The organism is Marinobacter sp. LQ44 (genome assembly GCF_001447155.2).
Taxonomy (GTDB): domain Bacteria; phylum Pseudomonadota; class Gammaproteobacteria; order Pseudomonadales; family Oleiphilaceae; genus Marinobacter.
Genome location: NZ_CP014754.1, coordinates 1,736,638 through 1,760,381, shown reverse-complemented (window position 1 = coordinate 1,760,381; position 23,744 = coordinate 1,736,638). Strand labels below are relative to the sequence as shown.

19 protein-coding genes are annotated in these 23,744 nt (G+C 58.6%); 4 read left to right on the top strand and 15 right to left on the bottom strand.

The genetic code is table 11. The features are described 5' to 3' along the window. The first annotated feature begins 37 nt into the window (after window positions 1–37). Entirely contained in the window at window positions 38–1,384 is a 1,347-nt protein-coding gene (senA, locus tag ASQ50_RS08265; protein WP_068351451.1) for a selenoneine synthase SenA, read from the top strand. On the opposite strand, the gene ASQ50_RS08260 is transcribed toward senA, so the two are convergent. The 12 genes from ASQ50_RS08260 to ASQ50_RS08205 form a co-directional block, all read right to left on the bottom strand. Beyond that, complete coding sequence (locus ASQ50_RS08260) at window positions 1,377–2,312, bottom strand: alpha/beta fold hydrolase (RefSeq protein ID WP_058092448.1); 936 nt, start codon at window positions 2,310–2,312, stop codon at window positions 1,377–1,379. The two genes, senA and ASQ50_RS08260, sit on opposite strands and share 8 nt — an antisense overlap. A 127-nt stretch (window positions 2,313–2,439) precedes the next feature. After that, window positions 2,440–4,626, bottom strand: coding sequence for a TonB-dependent receptor family protein (locus ASQ50_RS08255; protein ID WP_058092449.1), 2,187 nt, complete (start codon window positions 4,624–4,626; stop codon window positions 2,440–2,442). Window positions 4,627–4,788: 162 nt separating this feature from the next. Next, the gene (gene purD / locus ASQ50_RS08250; RefSeq protein ID WP_058092450.1) at window positions 4,789–6,072 is read right to left on the bottom strand and encodes a phosphoribosylamine--glycine ligase; all 1,284 of its coding nucleotides are present in this window, start codon (window positions 6,070–6,072) and stop codon (window positions 4,789–4,791) included. Between the two features lie 22 nt (window positions 6,073–6,094). Continuing rightward, window positions 6,095–7,675, bottom strand: coding sequence for a bifunctional phosphoribosylaminoimidazolecarboxamide formyltransferase/IMP cyclohydrolase (gene purH, locus ASQ50_RS08245; protein WP_058092451.1), 1,581 nt, complete (start codon window positions 7,673–7,675; stop codon window positions 6,095–6,097). Between the two features lie 101 nt (window positions 7,676–7,776). Beyond that, the gene (gene fis / locus ASQ50_RS08240; protein WP_058092452.1) at window positions 7,777–8,094 is read right to left on the bottom strand and encodes a DNA-binding transcriptional regulator Fis; all 318 of its coding nucleotides are present in this window, start codon (window positions 8,092–8,094) and stop codon (window positions 7,777–7,779) included. Continuing rightward, a complete protein-coding gene (dusB, locus tag ASQ50_RS08235; protein WP_058092453.1) occupies window positions 8,091–9,089 on the bottom strand; it encodes a tRNA dihydrouridine synthase DusB in 999 nt (332 codons plus the stop codon). Before dusB ends, fis begins: the two co-directional genes overlap by 4 nt. A gap of 200 nt (window positions 9,090–9,289) precedes the next feature. Further along, entirely contained in the window at window positions 9,290–10,555 is a 1,266-nt protein-coding gene (locus tag ASQ50_RS08230; RefSeq protein ID WP_058092454.1) for a DUF3426 domain-containing protein, read from the bottom strand. Between the two features lie 107 nt (window positions 10,556–10,662). Further along, the gene (gene prmA, locus ASQ50_RS08225) at window positions 10,663–11,559 is read right to left on the bottom strand and encodes a 50S ribosomal protein L11 methyltransferase (RefSeq protein ID WP_058092455.1); all 897 of its coding nucleotides are present in this window, start codon (window positions 11,557–11,559) and stop codon (window positions 10,663–10,665) included. A gap of 2 nt (window positions 11,560–11,561) precedes the next feature. After that, window positions 11,562–12,908: an acetyl-CoA carboxylase biotin carboxylase subunit gene (accC, locus tag ASQ50_RS08220; protein WP_058092456.1), complete on the bottom strand. Its 1,347-nt coding sequence runs from the start codon at window positions 12,906–12,908 to the stop codon at window positions 11,562–11,564. An 18-nt stretch (window positions 12,909–12,926) separates the two neighbouring features. Beyond that, entirely contained in the window at window positions 12,927–13,391 is a 465-nt protein-coding gene (gene accB, locus ASQ50_RS08215) for an acetyl-CoA carboxylase biotin carboxyl carrier protein (RefSeq protein ID WP_058092457.1), read from the bottom strand. A 27-nt stretch (window positions 13,392–13,418) separates the two neighbouring features. Beyond that, on the bottom strand, window positions 13,419–13,859 hold the full coding sequence (gene aroQ, locus ASQ50_RS08210) for a type II 3-dehydroquinate dehydratase (protein WP_058092458.1): 441 nt from the start codon (window positions 13,857–13,859) through the stop codon (window positions 13,419–13,421). A gap of 255 nt (window positions 13,860–14,114) precedes the next feature. Further along, on the bottom strand, window positions 14,115–15,728 hold the full coding sequence (locus tag ASQ50_RS08205; protein WP_058092459.1) for a diguanylate cyclase: 1,614 nt from the start codon (window positions 15,726–15,728) through the stop codon (window positions 14,115–14,117). 195 nt (window positions 15,729–15,923) lie between these two features. Between ASQ50_RS08205 and ASQ50_RS08200 the strand changes: the two genes are divergently transcribed. Both ASQ50_RS08200 and ASQ50_RS08195 read left to right on the top strand, forming a co-directional pair. Then, window positions 15,924–17,903, top strand: coding sequence for an EAL domain-containing protein (locus ASQ50_RS08200; protein WP_058092460.1), 1,980 nt, complete (start codon window positions 15,924–15,926; stop codon window positions 17,901–17,903). A gap of 25 nt (window positions 17,904–17,928) precedes the next feature. Then, window positions 17,929–18,981, top strand: coding sequence for a DUF2333 family protein (locus ASQ50_RS08195; RefSeq protein WP_058092461.1), 1,053 nt, complete (start codon window positions 17,929–17,931; stop codon window positions 18,979–18,981). Window positions 18,982–19,054: 73 nt separating this feature from the next. On the opposite strand, the gene ppa is transcribed toward ASQ50_RS08195, so the two are convergent. From ppa to rpiA, 3 genes are all read right to left on the bottom strand, one after another. Then, a complete protein-coding gene (ppa, locus tag ASQ50_RS08190) occupies window positions 19,055–19,582 on the bottom strand; it encodes an inorganic diphosphatase (RefSeq protein WP_058092462.1) in 528 nt (175 codons plus the stop codon). A gap of 301 nt (window positions 19,583–19,883) precedes the next feature. Further along, complete coding sequence (locus ASQ50_RS08185) at window positions 19,884–21,023, bottom strand: acyl-CoA dehydrogenase family protein (protein ID WP_058092463.1); 1,140 nt, start codon at window positions 21,021–21,023, stop codon at window positions 19,884–19,886. 144 nt (window positions 21,024–21,167) lie between these two features. Further along, window positions 21,168–21,848: a ribose-5-phosphate isomerase RpiA gene (gene rpiA, locus ASQ50_RS08180; protein ID WP_058092464.1), complete on the bottom strand. Its 681-nt coding sequence runs from the start codon at window positions 21,846–21,848 to the stop codon at window positions 21,168–21,170. Window positions 21,849–21,981: 133 nt separating this feature from the next. Between rpiA and ilvA the strand changes: the two genes are divergently transcribed. Beyond that, entirely contained in the window at window positions 21,982–23,523 is a 1,542-nt protein-coding gene (gene ilvA / locus ASQ50_RS08175) for a threonine ammonia-lyase, biosynthetic (RefSeq protein ID WP_058092465.1), read from the top strand. The last annotated feature ends 221 nt before the right edge of the window (window positions 23,524–23,744 follow it).

Sequence of the window (23,744 nt, the reverse complement as noted above, 5' to 3'; positions counted from 1 at the left end):
AGACGGCAAACGTATTTAGACTCCGGAGTTGCGGCACATGGTTGCTCAAGTGAAAAAGTTACAGCTATTAGATGAGTTGGAACTGGCCAGATCACGCACGGAGCAACTGATCTGCACGCTGCCGGAGCAGCAACTCGATGTTCCCTACCATCCTGGTGTGAACCCTCCGCTCTGGGAAATGGGGCATTCTGCGTTCTTCTACGAGGTCTTCGTGTTCAACCTGCTGGATGGCTCGCCCAGTTATGATCCAGCTATGGATGACCTGTGGGATTCCTTCCATGTTGACCACAAAGATCGCTGGCGCCGGGATTTGTTTCCCGGCCGTGAGGAAACGCTCACGTACTTCAATGCCATTTACGATCGGGTTGCAGAGCGCATCAAGAGCCGTGAGTTGACCGAGCGGGAGCTGTATCTCTACCGCTACGCGATTTACCACCAGAATATGCATATCGAATCGCTGATCTGGTGCCGGCAGACGGTGGGGTATCCGGCGCCTGTGGACTTCAAGGCTGACCGGCCATCCCCGGGCGAGGCGATCGCCGAGGATGCGGAAATCCCTGCCGGGCGCTGGGTAATTGGTATGCCTGGCGAGTCAGAGCAGTTCGCCACCGAAGACTTTGCCTTTGATGCCGAGAAACCCCGCTTCGAGATTGAACTACCGACGTTCGCCATCAGTCGTACGCTGGTGAGCAATCGGGAGTTTCAGGCGTTTGTGGACGATTGCGGTTACCAGCGGCCGGAGTTGTGGTCGTTCGGTGGCAGGAAATGGCTGGAGTCTGAGCAGGATGTCAGCCTGGTGTACGGTGTAACGGAACCCCTGATGCATGTACCCCGGCACCCGTTGTACTGGCGCTGGCATGACGGCCAGTGGCAAGAGCGGGTGTTCGACCAGTGGCTGGCCCTGGAGCCGGATGCGCCGGTTACCCATGTGACCTATTGGGAAGCGGAGGCGTACTGCAAGTGGGCGGGGCGTCGGTTGCCGACGGAGTATGAATGGGAAGTGGCAGCGCTGGGCAACAAGCCCGGGGAACCGTTCCGCCGTTATCCCTGGGGCAATGACGCCCCGGACAGTTCAAGGGCGGATTTGGACGGCCGCACCATGGCCCGGAATCCGGTGTTCGACTATCCCGCCGGGGCCAGCCGGTCGGGTTGCCGGCAGATGATCGGTGCGGTGTGGGAGTGGACCACCAACGACTTCTTGCCCTATGACGGTTTCAAGGTGGACATGTACCCGTTTATGTCCACCTTGCAGTTTGCCACCCATAAGGTCACCAAGGGTGGCAGCTGTGCCACGTCATCCAACCTGATTCGAGGCACCTACCGGCAGGCTTACCTGCCGTTTCGCAGCGATGTGTTTACCGGGTTCCGGACCTGCGCTATTTGACGTTGTCGGCCAGGAATTCCCGGAATAGCCGGGCAGATTCTGCCGGCGTTTCAACCATGGGCGCATGGCCAATATCGTCCAGGAGCACTTTGCGTGCATTGGGGATGGCGTCAACGAACACATCGGCGTTGCGGTAGTCGATTACCCTGTCCAGCTTACCCCAGACCACCAGTACCGGAGCTTCGATCCGGGTAATGGCGTCGCGGAAGTCTGGCTCAAATCCGGTGTCGCGAATGGCGGCAAAGATAACCTCGTTCACTTCCCGGTTGGCGATGGCTTTTTCTTCCATCACATCAAAAATCGGCCAGGGTACGAAGGGGCGCTTTTCGAGAGCGAAGTCCAGAAGCTTGTCAAAATCACCTTTCTTCTTCGGGATCAGCGGGTTGTCACCATCCAGCACCCGATCTACCAGTTCGCTTTCATACTCAAAGATACCGGCGGGGTCGAACAGCACTGCGGTCTGAATCTGCTCCGGGTGAGTGGCTGCATAGAGCGCGGTGATCGCGCCGCCCATGGAGTTACCCATCATATGGAACTGCCGTACGCCCAGTTCCGCCAGGATCTGATTCAGGTAGCTCACCTGGTCTTCAAACCGGTAGCCGATGTCCAGGGGCTTGCTGCTGTCGCCATGGCCGGGCAGGTCGATGGCGTAGACGTTGAATTCGCCCTTGAACTCCTTGGCCAGCCGCGTCCAGTTATCTTTGTTGGCGCCGAAGCCGTGTATCAGGACAAGGGTGTCACCTTCTACAGCCTCTTTGCTGCGCAGGTAGGTAATGTCCAGCTCGCCAATCGTGACTTCGGCCGGCTCAAGGCCAGCGCTGGAACGCTCCCAGCCAATGGCGCGGTCGTAGATGCTCTGTTTCGAGCAGGCGCTTATCAGTAGTGTGGTTACAAGCAAGAGGACGAGGTTAAGAGCAGAGCGCGGCACGGAGAACTCCTTTTCATGGTGGTCGTTTTGAACGCTAACACTACCCCAGAAAAAAGCCCGGTCAATGGCCGGGCTGAAGTTTTCCTGAGTCAGGCTGGTCCGTCAGCCATTTGTGTGGAGACGTCGATCAGAAATCGACGGTAATGCCCAGGGATGCCGTACGCGGCAGATTCGGCCGGGCGCCTTCCGGTGAGCGAGCGATGATTTTCTGGGTATCGAACACGTTATCGAGCTTGGCAAAGACGCGGGCGCCTTCGGCAACGCGGTAGCTGCCGGAAAGATCAACTACAGTGAGAGACTCGGTCTTTCTGAAGGTGTTGTCGGTGCCGCTGCGATCGCAGGTGTTGTCGATACACATCTCGTCGACGTATGACACGTTCAGGTAGGCGTCCCACTGATTCCCGGCGCGCAGTCCGGTACGCAGGTTCAGGACGTTCTCTGGCAGGTAAACAAGGTTGTCGCCCTTCAGAACGTTACCGGAATCGCTGTCTTTGGTGACCTCGGCATCGGTGTAGGTCCAGGTGGCTTCAACCGGAACAGACAGGCCGTTGGTCAGAGCGAACTCGTAGCCTGCCAGGGCTTCAATGCCCTGAATGCGGGCTTCACCCTGACTGACCGAACCGAAGTCCTGGCCGCCAGCGCAAGGGGTAGCCACGGAGCAGTTCTGGACCGTGTTTTCATAGTCACTGTAGAAACCGATCAGCTCGTAGCGACCAGCGCCGCGCTGAATCCGGGCGCCAAGCTCATAGTTGGTGCTGAGTTCAGGGTCCACGTCGGTGCTACCTGCACCAGCCGGAGCCATACCCCGATGAATTCCGGCCAGGAGCGTTACGCCGCCATCCAGTTTGTAGGTTGCGCCAAGACCTGGCAGAAGTTCACCAGTGCTGTTTGAGGCGCGGTCCTGCACATCGGTGCGGGCTTCTTGCTGATAGCGTACACGACTGGTTTCAATATCCTCGTACCTGAGCAGGCCGGTGACGGTGAGGCGATCATTGACGGTAACGCGGTCTGCAATGTAGGTGCTCCAGGCTTCTGCTTTTTCAATGGCGTTGTTGCCGCCATTGATGCCGGTGCCCGAGGTTGTGGAAACATATTGCAGAACCGGTCTACCGTTCACGATCACCTGGTCGAAGGTGTCTACCGGCTGCAGGCGGTCTACTTCATCTTCGTGGTAGCGCAGGCCAAAGGTAAGGTCGTGGCGCATGCTTGCCAGATCAAGGCCCCAATCCGCCACAAAATCGATGCCCTGTGATTCGTATTCACGTGCGTTGTTCTTGATCTCTATGCCGGCCAGGTCGGCCTCACCGCGAAGTTGCTGCTGGGCCAGGGCGTCACCACCATTGGCAGCATTGATCAGGGAGTTCAGCCCCGCCGCTTTGTACCAGTTGCGTTTGAACTCATTGCGGTAGGCGGTGGTGGTCAGGGTCACATCGTTATTGAAATCCACCAGGTGCCGGGCCATGAAACCGGTGCGCTGGGTATCCATGTTATCCCGCTCAGACGCGAAGTAGCGCTGGTCCGGGTTGGCATTGAAGTCCGCGTCGGTCAGGCCGAGGTAGGTTTCCAGGCTCAGCTCTTCGCTGTAATCCACTTTCAGGTCGAGCTGATGGTAGATGTCGGCGTCCGGGCGTGTGTTCAGACGGAGCTTGGCGACATAATCCTGCTTGTCGAAGCCGGCGTCGCGGTCTGACTGGCGGATGTCCTTGAAGCCGTCACTTTCTTGCTGGTGAGTTTCGATCAGCCATCCGGCCTGTTCGCTGTTGGCGCCATACCAGGCGTGGATGCGTTTGCCGTTATCTTCGGCAATTTCCGCCGTTACCCGACCGCCGGTCGTGGTCGGAATCGGCGTGGAGCGCAGGTTAATGGCGCCGCCAACGGTGGCCGGGCCGTAACGGAGCAGGTCTGGTCCTTTCAGCACTTCAACGCCGTTCATGCGGCCGAAGGACGGGAAGTAGTAGGCGGCTGGGCCAGAGTAGGGAGCCGGGGCCATCAGCACGCCGTCTTCCATCAGGGTAACCTTGCCGGATTTGCCGGAACCGGAGCCACGAATACCGATGTTAGGGCGTAGGCCGTAGCCTTCCTCTTCAAGCAGATAAACGCCAGGCACTTCCTTTACCACTCGGTGCACGTCCGTGTACTTCATGGTTTCCAGGTCTTCGTTTGTTACCACATGGGCTGAGCCCGGCAGGCTGGCGGCTGAGGTCTCGTCCCCGATGATGACCAGCTCCTTCAATGTGTGCTCCTGGGCCACGGCAGGAAGGGAGGCGGCCATGATGGCGGCTACGATAAAACGGCGGTTAAAACGTTGTTGCATAATCGCATCCTGTGCAGGTGTTATTGAATAAGTGTTGCAATTATACAAATGATAAGCGTTAACAACAAGTAATTATTATGATGTAGATTTGGGGTTCCTATTGGCTTTCGACCATAAAAAAACCCGGCGCGGGGCCGGGTTGTGATTCGCTAGCAGGCAGCTCTACTGTTCCCGGGCAATGGCCCGGTAGGCAATGTCGTTCCGGTAGAACATGCCGTTCCAGCTGATGGTCTTCGCCAGCTGGTAAGCACGCTGCTGGGCTTCGGTCACCGTGTTGCCCAAAGCGGTGGCGCACAGCACCCGGCCACCGGCAGTCACCACATCGTCACCACTCAGCTTGGTACCGGCGTGGAAGACTTTCTCGCCTTCGGTTTCACCTTCCGGCAGGCCAGAGATCACGTCTCCCTTGCTGTAGTCGGCAGGATAACCGCCGGCCGCCAGCACAATGCCTACAGAGGCGCGGTCGTCCCACTCGGAATCGCACTGGTCCAGTTTGCCATCCACGGCGGCCTGGCACAGTTCCACCAGGTCCGACTTCATGCGCAGCATGATCGGCTGGGTTTCCGGGTCACCGAACCGGCAGTTGAACTCGATCACCTTGGGAGCGCCATTGGTGTCGATCATCAGACCGGCGTACAGGAAACCCTTGTAAGGGTGACCTTCAGCGGCCATGCCGTTGACGGTGGGGTAGATCACCTCGTCCATGATGCGCTGGTGTACATCAGCTGTAACCACCGGGGCCGGAGAGTAGGCACCCATGCCGCCGGTGTTGGGGCCGGTGTCGCCGTCGCCCACCCGCTTGTGATCCTGGGAGGTGGCCATGGCCAGCACGTTCTTGCCGTCGACCATCACGATGAAAGAGGCTTCTTCGCCGTCCAGGAATTCTTCCACCACTACGCGGCTGCCGGCATCGCCAAAGGCGTTGCCTGCGAGCATGTCGCGGATGGCATCTTCGGCTTCGGCCAGGGTCATGGCGACAATCACGCCTTTACCGGCGGCCAGGCCGTCGGCTTTGACCACAATCGGTGCGCCTTTTTCCCGCACGTAGGCGAGGGCCTCATCGACGTCAGTGAAGTTGGCGTAGTCGGCGGTCGGGATCTTCTGGCGGGCCAGGAAGTCCTTGGTGAAGGCCTTGGAGCCTTCCAACTGGGCCGCGCCGGCGCTCGGCCCGAAAATGCGCAGGCCCCGTGCTTCAAACTTGTCCACCACGCCGGCCACCAGCGGGGCTTCCGGGCCGACGATGGTCAGGCCCACATTGTTCTGCTCGGCGAAGTTGGCCAAGCCGTCCAGGTCCATCACGTCCAGGTCGACGTTGTCCAGGTTCGGTTCCCGGGCGGTGCCGGCGTTACCGGGCGCTACGAAGACTTTGTCTGCCAGGGGGGATTGCGCGGCTTTCCAGGCCAGGGCGTGTTCGCGCCCGCCACTGCCAATAACCAGAATGTTCATGTGTTGCTCCTGAATTCTTTGATCAGTGACGGAAATGGCGCATGCCGGTGAAGACCATGGCGATGCCGTGTTCGTTGGCAGCGTCAATCACTTCCTGGTCGCGCATGGAGCCGCCCGGCTGGATGACAGCGGTAATGCCGGCCGCCGCAGCGGCGTCGATGCCGTCCCGGAACGGGAAGAAAGCATCCGATGCCATGACGGACCCCTTCACTTCCAGGCCTTCGTCGGCGGCCTTGATGCCGGCAATCTTGGCGCTGTAAACGCGGCTCATCTGGCCTGCGCCCACGCCGATGGTGCGGCCGGCCTTGGCGTACACGATGGCGTTGGATTTCACGTACTTGGCCACTTCCCAGGCGAACAGCAGGTCGTTCAGTTCCTGCTCGGAGGGCTGGCGCTCGGTGACGACTTTCACGTCTTCCATGGCGACCATGCCCAGGTCACGGTCCTGCACCAGCAGGCCACCGGTCACGCGCTTGTAGTCCATGGTCTGGGCGCGCTCGCCGTCGAACTCACCACAGGCCAGCAGGCGTACGTTCTTCTTGGCAGCGACAATCTCAACCGCTTCCGGCGCTACGCTCGGGGCAATGATCACTTCCACGAACTGACGGTCCACGATGGCTTTAGCCGTCGGCGCATCCAGTTCCCGGTTAAAGGCGATGATGCCGCCGAACGCCGAAGTGGGGTCGGTGGCGAAAGCCAGGTCATAGGCCTGAAGTATATCGGTACCGATGGCTACGCCACAGGGGTTGGCGTGCTTGACGATGACGCAGGCCGGATCGGCGAAGGGCTTGACGCACTCCAGGGCGGCGTCGGTGTCGGCTACGTTGTTGTAGCTCAGTTCCTTGCCCTGCAGCTGTTTGGCGGTGGCGATGCAGGCCTCCTTCGGGTTGCGTTCGGCATAGAAAGCAGCACGCTGGTGCGGGTTTTCACCGTAGCGCATATCCTGGACCTTCACGAACTGGGCGTTGAAGGTGCGGGGGAAATCGGCGTTGTCGTTGTCCGGGGTGCGGCCACCCAGGTAGTTGGCGATGGCACCGTCGTAACCGGCGGTGTGTTCGAAGGCCTTTACCGCCAGGTCGAAGCGTGTGTTGTAACTGAGCTGGCCATCGTTGTTGTCGAGCTCTTTCAGTACCCGGCTGTAGTCGGAAGCGTTGACTACGATGGCGACATCGTTGTGGTTCTTGGCCGCAGCACGGACCATGGTGGGGCCGCCGATGTCGATGTTCTCAATGGCGGTGGCCAGATCGCAGTCGGGGTTGGCTACGGTGTCTTCAAACGGATACAGGTTTACCACCACCATGTCGATGGGGTTAATGCCGTGCTCGCCCATGATGGCATCATCGGTGCCGCGACGGCCCAGAATGCCACCGTGGATCTTCGGGTGCAGGGTTTTTACCCGGCCGTCCATCATTTCCGGGAAACCGGTGTAGTCGGACACTTCAGTGACCGGTACGTTGTTTTCCTTGAGCAGGCGGAAGGTGCCGCCAGTGGAGAGCAGCTCAACGCCGCGTTCAGTCAGGGCACGGCCAAAATCGACGATGCCGGTTTTATCACTCACGCTGATCAGGGCGCGACGGACGGGGGTGTTAGCCTGGTTTGCCATGGGTCACTTTCTTCGCTGTTCAGATAAGCCGGGGATAGCCTGGATATAAAGAACAAGGGCCTCGCGAACGCATCCGGGAGGCCCTTCAGGGACAAGTCTGATTATAGCAGACCGTACTGCTTGAGTTTCTTGCGCAGGGTGCCGCGATTCAGGCCGAGCATGGTCGAAGCCTTGGTCTGGTTGTTGCGGGTGTATTTCATCACCTGCTCCAGCAGCGGGGCCTCTACTTCCGACAACACCAGCTGGTAGACGTCGGAAACCGGCGCGCCATCCAGCTGCGCGAAGTAGTTCTTCAGGGCCACTTCCACGCTGTCACGCAGGGTGACGGTGTTGCCGCTGTTGTTTACCGTGTGCAACTGATGCAGATCATCGTTTGCCGGTGTGCTCAGGGTGTCGTTTGCCAAAGTCTCAGCGGTCATGCTGCGAATACCTCTCCATTTCGTAAGCCTGAAAAATACTGTTCGATGCTGTCTTTCTGCTCCAGCGCATCGTCGATGGCGTTGAAGCGTTTGCGGAACTGTTTGCTCTGGTCGTGGGACTGCAGGTACCAGCCCACGTGTTTTCTGGCGATTCGCACGCCCATTTTCTCGCCATAAAAGCCGTGCAGCTCTGCCAGGTGCTCTGACAGGATCTTCTCCACCTCATTCAGGGGTGGTTCTGGCAGGTGTTCACCGGTTTCCAGGTAGTGCAGGATCTCCCGGAAGATCCAGGGCCGCCCCTGTGCTCCACGGCCGATCAGCAATCCATCTGCGCCGGTGTGCGTCAGCACTTGCCGGGCTTTCTCCGGCGTGGTGATGTCGCCGTTGGCAAAGACTGGAATGCCGACGCTGGCCTTCACCTCTGCGATGGTGTCGTATTCCGCGTCGCCGTTGTATTTGTCTGCACGGGTGCGACCGTGAACCGCGATGGCCTGGATGCCTGCGTCTTCGGCCATTCTTGCAATCACCGGCGCGTTCCGGTTGTCCTGATCCCAACCGGTGCGCATTTTCAGCGTGACCGGAATGTCCACGGCGCTGGCCACCGCTTCCAGAATGGCCCTGACCAGCTTTTCGTCTTTCATCAGGGCGGAGCCTGCCGCCTTGTTGCAGACCTTCTTGGCAGGGCAGCCCATGTTGATATCAATAATCTGGGCCCCGAAGGCGGCATTCTGCCGCGCCGCATCGGCCAGCATGTCCGGATCGCCACCGGCAATCTGAACAGACCGGGGTTCCGGTTCGCCCTGATGGTTCAGGCGAGTCTGGGATTTCCGCGTATGCCAGAGTTTGCTGTCTGCTATGACCATTTCTGATACTGCCAGGCCCGCTCCCATCCGCCGGCAAAGCTGCCGGAAGGGTCGATCGGTTACACCGGCCATGGGTGCAACTATCAATGGGTTGGGCAGGGTATACGGCCCGATTTTTGCCGTCGGCAGCATGATCTGAGTCCGTGTCAGAGCGAGTTAAGCAAGATTCGGCCAGAAGCGGCTGGTTAAATTATGACCGCTTCAGTCTCCGAAGGGCGGTAATGATACCGCCGGAGGGGGTCTGATTGAAGGGGAAAAGTGCTGAAAAAATTGATTATTTTTCGTGCTTTTTGGTTGACTTTTGCGCTGTCAACTGTAGCTCCGGCCCCTCATCAGGGTGTCCAGGGCCGGAAGCTCAGGTTGTAATTGACCGCGTCGCGGCCCGGATCGCGGATGCTGATCGCAATCCGTACCGGTGTCTCAGAGGGCATGGCGCCGAGAGATTCCGCTTCACCGGCAAGATATTCCGCCGGTGTAAAGGTGCTTTGCGCAACCACATCGCCGTTGAGGTTGGAAAAGGTCAGGGCGATGGCCGGGAACGGCTGTTCGAAGGTGGCCCGGTTAATGATGACAGCGTCGACGATCAGCTGGGTGCGGTTGTCCGGGTCGGTCCGGACGACCAGTTTCCTGCTTTGGATGGCTTCTACGTTGATCAGCGGTTTCAGCTGGCAGCCCGCCAGTTCACAGCCTTTCTCGTAGAATGGTCGGAGCTGGGGAATGGCAGACAGCCGATCAAACTGGAACCAGGTTACCTGGGCAACCAGCGCGCCCAGCAAGGCCACAACGACGAGCGTCCACAGGGCGGTTCTCAGGCGAGTGCGGCCCTGGCCAACCGATACCGGGTCGCGGCGCAGGTCCCGATACAGGGTGTCGGGCGTTTGATCAGCCCTGCGTGCCGGTTCTTTCGGGGCCGCAGGCCGGTCGTCATCGGTTGCCGCAAGCGTAAGCTCTTCGGGAGCGGTTGCCGGGCTGGCTGACTTGCTTTTGCCTGGCGCTGGCGGCTCGGGTGTTTCTTCGCTGTCGGCGGCGTCAGGTGCCTCGGATGCTGGCGAATCCGGGGGTGTCAGCTGCAGATCCGGCTCAGGTTTGTTTTCCGGTTCTGGCGCTTGTGGTTCAGGTTCGGCCGGTGCTTTCGGCGCCCGAGCCGGTTGATCGTCCGCCAGCATGGCTTCCGCCCAGCTTTCGTCAACGTCCTGCTTTTCCGGGGTCAGGTCGTCATCGTGGTAGCCGGACTCTTCCGGTTCATCAAACGAGCGGAAACTGTCGCTCAGTTCGTCATCGGAAAACGTCAGCTTGCTGCCGGCATAACGGCCTTCTGTGGCATCTTCTTCCGGGTTGTCGGCAAAGATAAAGTCTTCTTCATCGTGCCCTGCGTGGGTGTCTGCGGGCGGAGGAGGGGTTTCCCCTGCTGCTTTGCCACCTGTGGCGGCTGGCGCAGCGCTGCCGGTGGATTTGACGACCTGGTGCTCAATGGCGTTGAAAACTTTCAGGCAGCTGCCACAACGGACTTTTCCCCCGGCGATACTGAGTTGTTCGTCAGTCACCCGGAAACGGGTTTCGCAATTAGGGCACTGAGTCTGCAGGCTGCTTTGGGTCATGCTTCGTTCCTGAAAGCTTGATCGCGGATAGATCGATTCTCGATCATTGATCTATCACTACATCGGTCACTACAAAGGAGGCAGTTTAGTCGTAAAGCCCGGGCTCGTCATCCGTCCTTGCGTCGTCCTGTGAGGCGTATCCAGTCTTCTTTCTGTTCCGGCTCGTCCATGGTGAACCAGGGCTCGTAGGCGTCCATCACCTCCCGGGCCTGATTGAACAGGATGCCGGACAATACCAGATCCCCGCCGGGCCTGGTCAGTTCCGCCAGTCTCGGAGCCAGGCCGATGAGCGGTTGGGCCAGGATATTGGCCAGCATAATGTCGGCTCGGGTGTTCGGATCCTTGCCGGGCAGGTAGAGATCCAGGCGGTTGTCTTCCACGCCGTTCCGACGGGCATTGTCCCGGCTGGCTTCCAGCGCCTGCGGATCAGTATCCACGCCAATCACATGGTCCGCGCCGAGTAGCAGTGCGGCCAGGCCCAGGATGCCGGAACCGCAGCCGTAGTCCGTAACTTGTTTGCCCGCGACATCCTGGCCGTCGAGCCATTCCAGGCACAGGGCAGTGGTCGGGTGGGTGCCGGTGCCGAAGGCCAGGCCCGGGTCCAGCAGCAGATTGGCGGCCTCCGGATCTGGCGCTTCGTGCCAGCTGGGGACAATCCACAGGCGTTCACCGAACCGCAGGGGATGGAAGTCGTCCATCCAGGCCCGTTCCCAGTCTTTGTCTTCTACCAGGGTAACGTCGATTTCGGGCAGGGACTGCTGGGTTTGCTGATGCCAGGCGTCGCGGATATCCGCCAACAGTTGCTCGGTGTTGCGGTCAGACTGGAACAGGCCGGTAACCGTGGTCTGGCTCCAAAGGGGTGTGGTGCCCGGATCGGGTTCGTACAGGGGCTGGTCGGCTGCATCTTCCATGGAAACGGCGTCTGCGCCCATTTCCATTAACAGGTCTTCCAGCTGATCCGCGGTGTCCGGATCAGCTGGAATCTGGAGTTGTATCCAGGGCATGGTTAATCCCGCATCAGTTTCTCAAGGTAGTGGATGGTGAAGTCTACCTGTTTAAAGCCACCATCGCGTACCAGTTTTCGATGCAGGGGTTGGTTAGTCTTGATGCCCTCGACCAGCATTTCGTCCAGCGCATTCTTCATGCGCCGGCGGGCAATCTCCCGGTCGTCGCCCCAGGTGATCAGTTTGGCCACCAGGGAATCGTAGTACGGCGGTACGGTGTAGCCGCTGTACAGGTGGGAGTCGACACGAATGCCATTGCCGCCCGGCGCATGGAAGTGCTTGACCTTGCCGGGGCTTGGCACGAAGGTTTGCGGATCTTCGGCGTTGATCCGGCACTCGATGGCATGGCCGGAGATGTGGATTTCGTCCTGGCTGTATTGCAGCGGCAGTCCGCTGGCAATGCGCAGCTGTTCACGAACAATGTCCACGCCGGTCACCATCTCGGAGACCGGGTGCTCAACCTGTACCCGGGTGTTCATCTCGATGAAATAGAACTCGCCGTCCTGGTACAGGAACTCAAAGGTGCCGGCACCCACGTAGCCGATTTCCTTACAGGCGTCGACGCAGGCCTTGAGCGTGCGTTCCCGGGATACCGGGTCAACATTCGGGGCCGGGGCTTCCTCGATGACTTTCTGGTTCCGGCGCTGCATGGAGCAGTCCCGGTCGCCCAGGTGAATCACGTTGCCGTGCATGTCCGCGAGCACCTGAATCTCCACGTGGCGCGGTGTTTCCAGGAACTTTTCCAGATAGACCGTTGGGTCGCCAAAAGCGTTCTTGGCTTCGCTCTGGGTGATTTGTACTGCCTTCAGCAATGCAGCCTCGGAATGCACCACCTGCATGCCACGACCACCACCACCGGAAGCGGCCTTGATCATTACCGGGTAGCCGATCTGGCGAGCCACCTGGAGGGTGCGCTCGTCGTCGTCCGTCAGCGGACCGTCAGAGCCGGGCACGGTGGGTACGCCGGCCTTCTTCATGGCTTCAATGGCGGATACCTTGTTGCCCATCAGGCGGATGGTTTCCGCTCTTGGTCCGATAAAGCGAAAGCCGCTTTTCTCGACCTGCTCAGCAAAGTCGGCGTTTTCAGCCAGGAAGCCGTAACCCGGGTGAATGCCTACGGAGTCCGTTACTTCTGCAGCGCTGATGATGGTCGGGATGTTCAGGTAGCTTTCCGTCGCGCTGTTGGGACCGATGCAGACGGTTTCGTCGGCGAGACGAACGTGCATAAGGTCGCGATCGACCTGTGAGTGCACGGCTACCGTCTTGATGCCCAGCTCTTTGCAGGCGCGGAGGATTCGCAGGGCGATTTCACCGCGGTTTGCGATCAGAACTTTTTCTAACATGGCCATGGTTAACAATCACCGAATTCAGGAAATGACGACCAGGGGCTGGTCAAACTCAACCGGCTGGCCATTTTCGACCAGAATTTCGGTAACGGTACCGGCCTTGTCGGCTTCGATCTGGTTCATCATCTTCATGGCTTCCACAATGCAGATGACATCACCAACGTTTACCTTCTGGCCAACTTCGACAAACGCTGCAGCGCTCGGGGACGGTGAGCGGTAGAAGGTGCCCACCATCGGAGATTTCACTGTATGGCCATTGATGGCGGCTGGTGCAGAGGTTTGTTCAGCCGGCGCTGCCTCGGGTGCTGGGGTCGGTGCCGGAGCCTGGGGCGCGGGTGCTGAGTAGTGGCTCACGTAATGGCCACCGGAGGCCTGTTCCCGACGGCGCGATATACGAACTGAATCGTCACCCTCGTGAATCTCCAGCTCCTCGACGTCTGACTCCTCGAGCAGTTCAATCAGTTTCTTGATTTTACGAATATCCATAACTGTTCCAGTCCCGTTGTCTCTGGTCTATCGGTGAATTCGTTGCAGTGCAGCCTGCAGGGCAAGGTCGTAGCCCTGGCTGCCCAGCCCGCAGATAACCCCTTCGGCGATATCTGAAAAATAGGAGTGATGGCGGAAAGGTTCCCGCGCATGCACATTTGATAAATGCACTTCTATAAAGGGTATGCCGGAGGCCAGCATGGCGTCCCGCAGGGCGACACTGGTATGGGTAAAGGCGGCAGGATTGATAATGATAAAATCCACGCCCTCACCCCGGGCCTCATGTACTCGTTCAATCAATTCGTACTCTGCATTGGATTGCAAATGCAGCAGGTGGTGGCCTTGCTCGGCCGCTTTCTCGTGCAAGCGGTCGTCAATATCGGCCAGTGTTTCATAACCATAAACCTCGGGCTCCCGGGTGCCGAGCATGTTCAGGTTGGGGCCATGGAGCACAAGTATGGTCGACATGGTTCTGTCTGCCTTGGTGTTTTACAGGATCGCCGAAGATAACGGCACGTTACCTCAATGGTGCGTACTTGTTAGCCTCAGATCAACACTTTTTGACAATCTTGCCTGTCGTACATTGGTCTTAAAAAGGTTACACAGCAATCGCTGTAAGCGCGATGACATTTCGTTGATGACAATCATTGTCGATGAAGGTGAGCCATGCCGGTATTCGACATTGGTTTCATGGGGCCGGGCGCGGCGCCCGGCCCGAAGTGATCAGGATTCTGCCAGGGAAACGCAATTACGCCCGTGTTCCTTGGACGTGTAAAGCGCTCGGTCTGCGCGCTCGCACAGGGACTGGGCGCTGTCACCCTGCCAGGCGGAGATGCCGCAACTGAAGGTGACGTTGAATTCCCGGTCGCCGGCCGGCTGTACCAGCTCGGAGAAGCGCTCGCGGATTTCATTCAACACGTTGCGGGCGTCACCGTGCCGTGTGTTGGGCAGAATGATCGCAAACTCCTCACCACCATAACGCCCGATGTGATCTGTTTTTCGCAGTCGCTGCTTTAGAAACATCGACAGGCTTCGCAGTACCCGGTCGCCAATGGGGTGGCCAAAGGTGTCGTTAACCTTTTTGAAGTAATCGATGTCGAGCATTGCGAAACACAGGGGTTGGTCTTTCTGCCGGGCCCGCACGATTTCCTGCTCCAGCAGATGCAGGGTATGGGTGTGGTTATACAGGCCGGTGAGGCTGTCGCGAATCATCAGTGCCAGCAATGACCGGGCCCGGCGGCCACGGTTGTGCAGGGTGGCAATCAGGTGCTTGGGGTCGATGGGCTTGGTCAGGAAGTCGTCGCCCCCCAGGCTCATAGCGTGCAGCTGCTTGCTGACGTCTTCTTCCGCGGACAGGTAAATGATGGGAACGCTGTGGAAGCGATCCTGCTGACGGATCACCCGGGCGATCTCCATGCCGGTGCAGCCGGGCATGTACATGTCCAGAATGATGATTTCCGGCGAAAACTCTTCCAGGGCGTGAATAATCTGCATCGGATCGGTGATGATGTGGGCGGTCATGCCCGCTTTCTTCAACACCGTTTCCATGTATTTGGCCTGGGCCCGGGAGTCATCCAGAACCAGCACCTTGTAGGGCTCGACCGTATTGCCATGGGTGTAGGTTTCGATCTTTTCGATCAACTGGCCGGGGTCCACCGCCGGGTAGAAAAATTCCTCGCCACCACACCGGGATGCTCGCAGGCGGGTTTCAATGCTGCCGTCTTCATCGCTCATGAAGATGATCGGTATGGGCGTGTCGTGCTGCTCCTGTAGCTGCTCTACAGTGGCAATACCACTGTTGGTGTCGCCGCCAAAGTTGACATCCATGAGGATGGTTTCCGGCTTGCTCAGGGCGCAGGCCTCAATCAGGTCAGAGGCACTGCTGAACGCGGAGGCCCGGAACCCGAAAAATTCCAGCTGGCGGATCAGGCGAGCGGCCATTTCACCGTTGGACAGCGCAATGTAGACCGGTGTGCGCCGGTACTGCTGGGGCGTGTCGGTGGTTTCCTGGTCGGTACGGCGTTGGGTGCAATGGCGCAGAGTCTCGGTGGCATCTTCCAGTTGCCGTGCCTGGTCATCCACAAGGGGGGAGCTCTGGTGCCAGTGCTCAAGCAGTCCCAGGATGTGCTCCGCAGCGGCCGCATGGCTTTCCATTTCGAACCGCTTGGCATAGCGGACCAGCTTGTCCGTTGCCGAGACCAGCTCATCGCGGTAAACCGCGGCTTGATCCCTGTCTTCGCGAATCTTCTGCCAGGTATCCAGAACCACCCTGGCCTGGGTGGTCACACGGCGGGCGAAATGCTGCCTGAGTTTTTCTTTCTGGCTTTCGTCGTTCATTGTGCTCCGGCCTGTCTGTTTTCATTTTTTGATGGTCCGATCCGGCAGGACTAACTTTTTAACCTTAGTCCTTTTGCAGAGTCTATAGTGTTTAATGTTGTCGGCGTAGGTTGCGCTATGTAAATGTTTGTCAACTCCGCGGTACAGGTCACAGACACTTATCAAACCAATTATCGGACCGGAGCCCCAGCAGCTATGGCGGGGATGCTTGGAAAGAGAGATCAGCAGCACGGCGTGATTACGCTTCAGGGGCTATTACTGGTGTTTACCGGTGGCTTGCTGGTGCTCATTCTCACGGCGTCGTTCATCACCAGTTTCGGCTATTTTCGGGGCTACGTAGCCGATCAGCTCGGTGACCATGCCCGGGACGGCGCCACGGCCACGGGCTTATCCTTGTCGAACGCCATTGATGGCTCAGATCCGGTGGCAGCTGCGTCGCTGCTTGATGCCGTGTTCGACAGTGGCCGGTACTTGTCCGTGGAATACCTTGATCACAGTGATAGCCTGATTGCGGGCAGAAGAATGCCGCTTCAGGGTACTGCCGCCCCTGGCTGGTTTATCCGTTTGGCCTCCCTGCCGCGGCCAATGGCTGAGGCCGAAGTCGTGCGTGGCTGGAGCCGTCTGGGCAAGGTTCGTGTGGTCAGTCATCCGGGCCGGGCTTACGACGATCTCTGGCGCATTACCGTGGGACTGTTGGTGGGCGTGCTGGCCATCGGCGGTGCCGGTCTGGTCGTCCTGCACCTGTTGCTGGGGCGAATACTGAGCCCGCTGAAAGCGTTGGAAGCTCAGGCCAAGGCTTTGGGGCAGCGGGATTTTCGGAAACGGGTCGACATCAAGTCAACCCGGGAACTGAACCAGGTTACCGAAGCCATGAATCAGATGGCGGATGACCTCGGCCAGTTGTTTGAGGGGCAAGGCAAGCTGATCCAGCATTTGCGCAAGGTGAACAACGAAGATCCCGTGACCGGCTTGGCCAGTCGGAGTGCCTTTGATCAGCGACTGCGGGCTGAGCTTGAATCCGAGGAAAAGGCTGCCCCGGGCGTGCTGATTATGATCCAGCTCGGCGTTTTCGTTGACTACAACAGGGCCTATGGCCGCAGCGAGGGTGACCTGCTCCTGAAGCAGGTTGCCGGCTGTCTGCGGCGCTTTGTGAAGCGGCATGCTGAATCTTTCGCCGGGCGCAGGACGGGGGCTGAATTCGCGGTTTTCCTGCCGGGCGCATCCGCGGCAGATGTCCGTGTGTGGGCGGAAGAACTGGTGGCGGAACTTGACGGGCTTTATGCGGATCATGCCGCACCGATGGATACCATCGTGCACGCTGGCCTTGCGGTGACCGCAGAAGGGCTGGGCAGCCGGGACCTGCTGGCGGCGGCTGACGAAGCCCTGGTGGCAGCCCAACAGCGGGATGAATCCTGCTGCTGGGTGGCCGAAACGGGCCCGGAGAATCACCACAACATGGAAACCTGGCGGGCTATCATCAGCCAGGCGATACGTGACCGCAGTTTGTCGCTGTGGTTACAGCCCATGGTGCAGGGCGTTGAACAGTCGGTGGTTCACTATCAGGTGTTTTCCCGTATCAACAGTCCTGAAGGGGTTCTCAAGGCAGGTTTGTTTGTACCTGTGGCCGAGCGCCTTGGGCTAATCAAGGACATTGACCGGCTGCTGATCGAGCGGGTTCTGGAGCGCCTGGCGAGCCATCCAGGGGAGCGCCTGGCGGTATCCCTGGGGAGTGCGTCTGTTGCTGACCCGGAGTTCCGGAGTGATTTGCTGGCGAGTCTTGGGCAGGCAGGGCCTCTGGTTAGTCGTCTTTGGGTTGGTGTGGCCGAGCAGACCATTCACCATCACCGCAAGGATGTCAGCACACTGGTTCGAGAGCTCGTCCGGCTCGGGGTGCCGGTTCTGGTGGATCGTTTCGGGGTGGGGGGCGTGCCGTTCAGCTACCTGAAGAATCTGCCGTTCCGGGCCATGCGTATCGATAACAGCTTCATCCATAACCTGGACAGCCATGATGAAAATCGTTTCTGGCTGGAGTCCGTGCTGGCCATTGCGCGCAGCCGGGGCGTGAAGGTTTTTGCGACAGGAGTGGAAACGGCAGCAGAATACTCGGTACTCTGTAAACTGGGTATTGATGGAGCCATGGGATACCATCTTGGCAGGCCATTTGCCGCTGATTGACAACTGACGGGAGACTTGCAGCCTTATGCCGGGCAAAATCACACAGTACTTCAGGGACAAGAAAGACGACATTCAGGATTACACCGGAGGCAACGGTGTCATTGGCAAGTTTGTTCTGGCAATCCTGTTGGTATATCTGCTAGTAACCACCATTCTCGGTATGTACTGGAGCAGTGAGCCAGATACCTTTTCTGTGCGAGAGCACACCCGTGCTCTCGCCAGTGACATGGGCCGGGAGCCGGTGACCGGTTTTGCCACCACGGCCACGATGATCAAGATTGCCGAAACCTTGCTGGACAAACCCGGTGGCTACATTTCCAACGATATCTTCCCGCCCGGGTTGTGGATGGACAACATGCCCAACTGGGAGTTTGGTGTGCTGGTGCAGTTGCGGGATCTGTCCAGAGCCATGCGTAAGGACATCAGCCGTTCTCAGAGCCAGTCTGCTGAAGACGCGGACCTGATCATCGCCGAGCCGCAGTTTCATTTTGACAGCGGTAGCTGGGCCATTCCTTCCACGGAGCGGGAGTACCGTCGGGGCATTAATGCGCTGAAACGATACCTGGACCGGCTGTCTCATCCGGAGCAGCCCAACGCTCAGTTTTTTGCCCGTGCTGACAACCTCAATAACTGGCTGGCAGACCTTGAAACCCGGTTGGGCAGCCTGTCACGAACGCTCAGCGAGAGTGTCGGGAAAGCCTCGGTTTCGGAAGCCCTGGCGAACCTCAACCCGGATGATCCGCTGGCGGAAGACACCGGTGGTGATGACGTGAAAACGCCCTGGACCAAAATTGATGACGTGTTCTATGAGGCCCGGGGCAGCGCCTGGGCATTGCTGCACATCTTCAAGGCCATTGAGGTGGATTTCCGCAAGGTATTGCAGGACAAAAATGCCATGGCCAGCGTGAAGCAGATCATTATTGAGCTTGAGGGCACGCAACAGCCCATGTGGAGCCCGGTGATTCTGAACGGCAGCGGCTTCGGGGTGCTGGCGAATCACTCACTCACCATGGCGGCCTATCTGTCGCGGGCGAACGCGGCCATCAGTGATATGCGGGATCTGCTGTCCAGGGGTTAAGAGACCAGATCTCGCGCACAAAAAAGCCGGGCAGTTGTGATGACTGCCCGGCTTTTTTGTGCCTGAAGTGCGATCAGCCTTTGTAGGCGTTAACCGCGTCTTCAATGGCTTTTTTGGCTTCGGAGGCGTTGCCCCAGCCCTGTACCTTCACCCACTTGCCGGGCTCCAGCGTCTTGTAGTTTTCGAAGAAGTGACGGATCTGGTTGCGCAGCAGCTCCGGCAGGTCGTCGATCTCTTTAACATCGTGGTAGGTGGTGGTCAGCTTGTCGTGCGGCACCGCAACCAGCTTGGCATCACCACCGGCTTCGTCTTCCATGTTCAGCACGCCTACCGGGCGACAGCGAATCACGCAGCCAGCCTGAATGGGGTACGGGGTAACAACCAGCACATCGATGGGATCGCCGTCATCAGCCAGGGTGTGGGGGATGAAGCCGTAGTTGGCCGGGTAGAACATGGGGGTGGCCATGAACCGGTCAACCAGCAGGGCGCCCATGTCTTTGTCCAGCTCGTACTTGACCGGGGAGCTGTTAGCCGGAATCTCGATGGCTACGTAGATGTCTTCTGGCGGGTTCTTGCCAGCGGGGATGTTGTCGAATTGCATGTGCGATCCTTCCTGCTACGTTGAGGTGCGTTTAACTGCGTTTAAAAAGTGGGCGCAATTATACGGAAGTCTCTTGCCATTCGAAACTAAACCTTGGTCGTTGACTGTGGTGTATACAACCATCAGGCAGCACTTTCCGAAAAACGCCCGTGAATACATCCCTGTAGGGCTCGGTCGCGCCATCCATGGCGCTCCACGTTTTCGGAAAGTGCTGCCTGATGGTCGTCCGAACCTTTGCAGGAGCTCCCGGCACTCAAGCGTTTTGGGAAGGCCCTCCTCACCGACGCCCTAACTCCACTAGTTAAAGCCTGATCTGTTTGGCAATCAGCTCTTTCATGATTTCCGTAGTGCCGCCGCCAATAGACAGAAGCTTGGCATCCCGATACAGCCGCTCTACCACGGATTCCCTCATATAGCCCATGCCACCGAACAGCTGTACCGCTTCGCGGGTAACCTTTTCGCACACGTCCACAGAGAAATTCTTCGCCATTGCCACCTGTTTGATCGGGTTCTTGCCGGCTTGCATCAACGCAGCGCAGCGGTAGGTGTATTCCCGGGCGATGTCGATCTGCGTCGCCATGTCCACCAGCTTATGGCGGATGACCTGGAAGCCGGCGATGTTGCGGCCGAAGGCCTGGCGTTGTTTGGTGTAGTCCAGGGCAGCCTCGTAGGCCAGTTGAGCGGTCATGTAGGCCATGATGGACAGACTCAGGCGTTCGGCCAGGAAGTTACTCATGATGGCGATAAAGCCGGCGTTTTCGGCGCCGATCAGGCGGTCTGCAGGCACCCGGCAGTCTTCAAAGAACAGCTCGGCAGTGTCGCTCGCCCACCAGCCCATTTTTTTGAGTTTCTTGCCGGTGGAGAAGCCAGGCATGTCGTGATCGATCAGCAGCAGGCTGATGCCGGCGTGGCCTTCGCCCCCGGTGCGCACAGCCACCGTGTAGTGATCGGCGCGGGTGCCGCTGGTGATGAACGTTTTGCTGCCGTTGACGATGTAGTGATCACCATCTTTTACCGCCCGGGTCTTCAGGTTCGCCACGTCGGAGCCGCCACCGGGTTCGGTGACGGCCAGGGCGGCAATTTTTTCACCGCGCAGAACGGGAGGCACGATCTGCTCCCGAATCTCTTTTTTAGCCCACTTGGCCACCGGCGGCAGGCCGATGTCCAGGGAGCCGATGCTGGCCACAAAGCCACCGGAGGTGGAACGCATCAGTTCTTCGGAAACCGCCACTTTCATAAAAATGTCGCCCTCAGCGATGCCGCCCAGAGCCTCAGGGAAGCCAATGCCCAGAAGCCCTGCGTCGCCTGCGAGCTGGTAGATTTCCCGGGGGAATTCGCCGGCTTCTTCCCAGTCGTCTATGTAAGGGCGTACGTGGGTTTCGATGAATTTGCGCGCGGTCTGGCGCACCTGCTCGTGGGTTTCGTTGAAGTAGTCAGACACGGATTCGCTCCCGGTGTACTTGTTTTTTCGATGGGACGAGTGTCGCGCAATCTCCGTCACCAAGCAAGCGCTTGGTTTGCATTTCGCCGGGTACAAAAAAAGCTGGCCCGGTTGGCCAGCTTTCTGGAGGCAGTCCGTAACCTGTCAGGCGCCGTTACGGCGGATGCTCTTCACGCCCTCGCTGGTGCCCAGCAGCAACAGGTCGGCCGGGCGGCGGGCGAACAGACCGTTGGTGACCACGCCCACGATGTTGTTCAGTTTTTCTTCCATCTGGATCGGGCGGGAGATATCCAGGTTGTGGACGTCGATGATGATGTTGCCGTTGTCGGTGGTAACACCGTCACGGTACACGGGATCACCGCCGAGCTTCACGATTTCCCGGCCGACATGGCTGCGTGCCATGGGGATGACTTCCACCGGCAGCGGGAAGTCGCCAAGGATGTCCACCATTTTCGAGCCATCAGCGATGCAAATGAAGGTTTTGGCGACAGCCGCTACGATTTTCTCCCGGGTCAGCGCGGCGCCGCCGCCTTTGATCAGCTCCAGGTTGGCGTTGGTTTCGTCGGCACCGTCGACATAAAACTCCATCTCACTGACGCTGTTCAGGTCATAGACTTCAATACCGTGCTTTTTCAGGCGTTCTGCGGTGGCTTCGGAGCTTGCCACGGCGCCGTCGAATTCATCTTTGTACTGGGCCAGGAAGTCGATAAAAAAGTTGGCGGTGCTGCCAGTGCCCACGCCGACAATGCTGCTGCGTTCCAGTTTCGGGGCAATGTAGTCCACGGCTGCTTTGGCAACGGCTTGTTTGAGTTCGTCCTGCGTCATGGTGAGCTCCGGGAGAAAAAAGATGATTTTTCACGCATTATACGCGCCCAGTGTCTCTGCTTATAGACGGCTGCCGTGCAAAGTTTCTACACTGTAGGTTTTTCCAAGCCAATCACCAGCAACCGGAACCATCATGCCGCAACGCTACATCAAGAAGATTCTCGATGCGCGGGTCTATGACGTCGCCATCGAAACACCCCTGACTGAAGCCCGTAGCCTCTCCAAGCGCTTTGGCAACAATATTCTGCTCAAGCGTGAAGACCTTCAGCCGGTGTTTTCCTTCAAGATTCGCGGCGCCTACAACCGGATTGCCCAGCTCTCTGAAGAGCAGAAAGCCAAAGGGGTGATTTGTGCCTCCGCTGGCAACCATGCCCAGGGCGTGGCGTTGGCGGCCAAGAAGTTGGGTATCAAGGCAGTGATCGTGATGCCCCAGACCACCCCGGAGATCAAAGTGCGCTCGGTGAGGGACCACGGTGCCCGGGTAGTGCTCAAAGGCGATGCTTTTGATGAAGCCGCGGCCCATGCCCAGGAGCTGATCAAGAAACACGGCTATACCTACATCCCGCCCTACGATGACCCGGACGTCATCGCCGGGCAGGGCACGGTGGCCATGGAAATCATGTGGCAGTTCAGCCAGCCCATCCACGCCATCTTTATCTGCGTGGGCGGCGGTGGCCTGATTGCCGGTATGGCCGCCTACATCAAATACCTTCGCCCGGAGATCAAGGTAATCGGTGTTGAACCCGAAGATTCCAACTGCTTGCAAGCAGCGCTCGCGGCCGGTGAGCGGGTGGTCCTGGACGAAGTGGGCATCTTTGCCGACGGTGTGGCGGTCAAGCAGATTGGCAAATACCCTTGGGAAATCTGCAAAGATTACGTGGACGAAGTGATCACCGTTTCCACCGACGAAATCTGCGCAGCCATTAAGGATGTGTTCGAAGACACCCGCTCCATCGCCGAGCCCGCTGGGGCTTTAGGTGTTGCCGGCATCAAGAAATACATCGAGCGTGAGCAGATCGAAAACGAAAACCTGATCGCCACGCTCAGTGGCGCCAACATGAATTTCGACCGTTTGCGTTACATTTCAGAGCGCACCGAAATCGGTGAGAAGCGCGAGGCCATCCTGGCGGTCACCATCCCGGAACGCCCGGGTGCCTTCAAGACCTTTATCAACGCCTTGCACAAGCGCAGCATCACCGAATTCAACTACCGCTATTCGGACTCTGACGACGCCACCATCTTCGTCGGTATCCAGATCCAGGCCGGCGGCCACGGCCGGGAAGACCTGGTACAGGAACTCCGCGAAAACGGCTACTCTGTGATCGACCTCACCGACAGCGACCTGGCCAAACAACACATCCGCCACATGGTCGGCGGCCATGCGCCATCGGTGGATAACGAAGTGGTGTACCAGTTCGAATTCCCCGAACGCCCGGGCGCCCTGCTGAAATTCCTGATGTCCCTCGGCACCCGCTGGAACATCTCCCTGTTCCACTACCGAAACCACGGCGCCGCCTACAGCCGCGTGCTGCTGGGAGCGCAGGTCAACGAAGCGGAAATCCCCGATTTCGAAAAGATGCTGGAGAAGGTGGGTTTCCGTTACGAAAACATGACCGATAACGAAGCCTACCGGCTGTTCCTGGGCGCGGGAAACGGAAGCGCAAGCGAACGTTAGAAATCGGGCCAAATCACCCAAGCAGAATCAGGGGGTGGATGGGCTTTACGAAACTGTGCGGAGCCATGGATGGCGGAGCCCAAGCGTCACATGGATGTGCCGAAGGAGCGTGTTTCGGAAAGCCCATCCACCCCCTGATTCGGGGACCCAGGATCGATTCGGCCTGCTAGCACCAAAAACCCTTACATAACTGTAACGAGTCAAAAATTGTAAAATTGAAG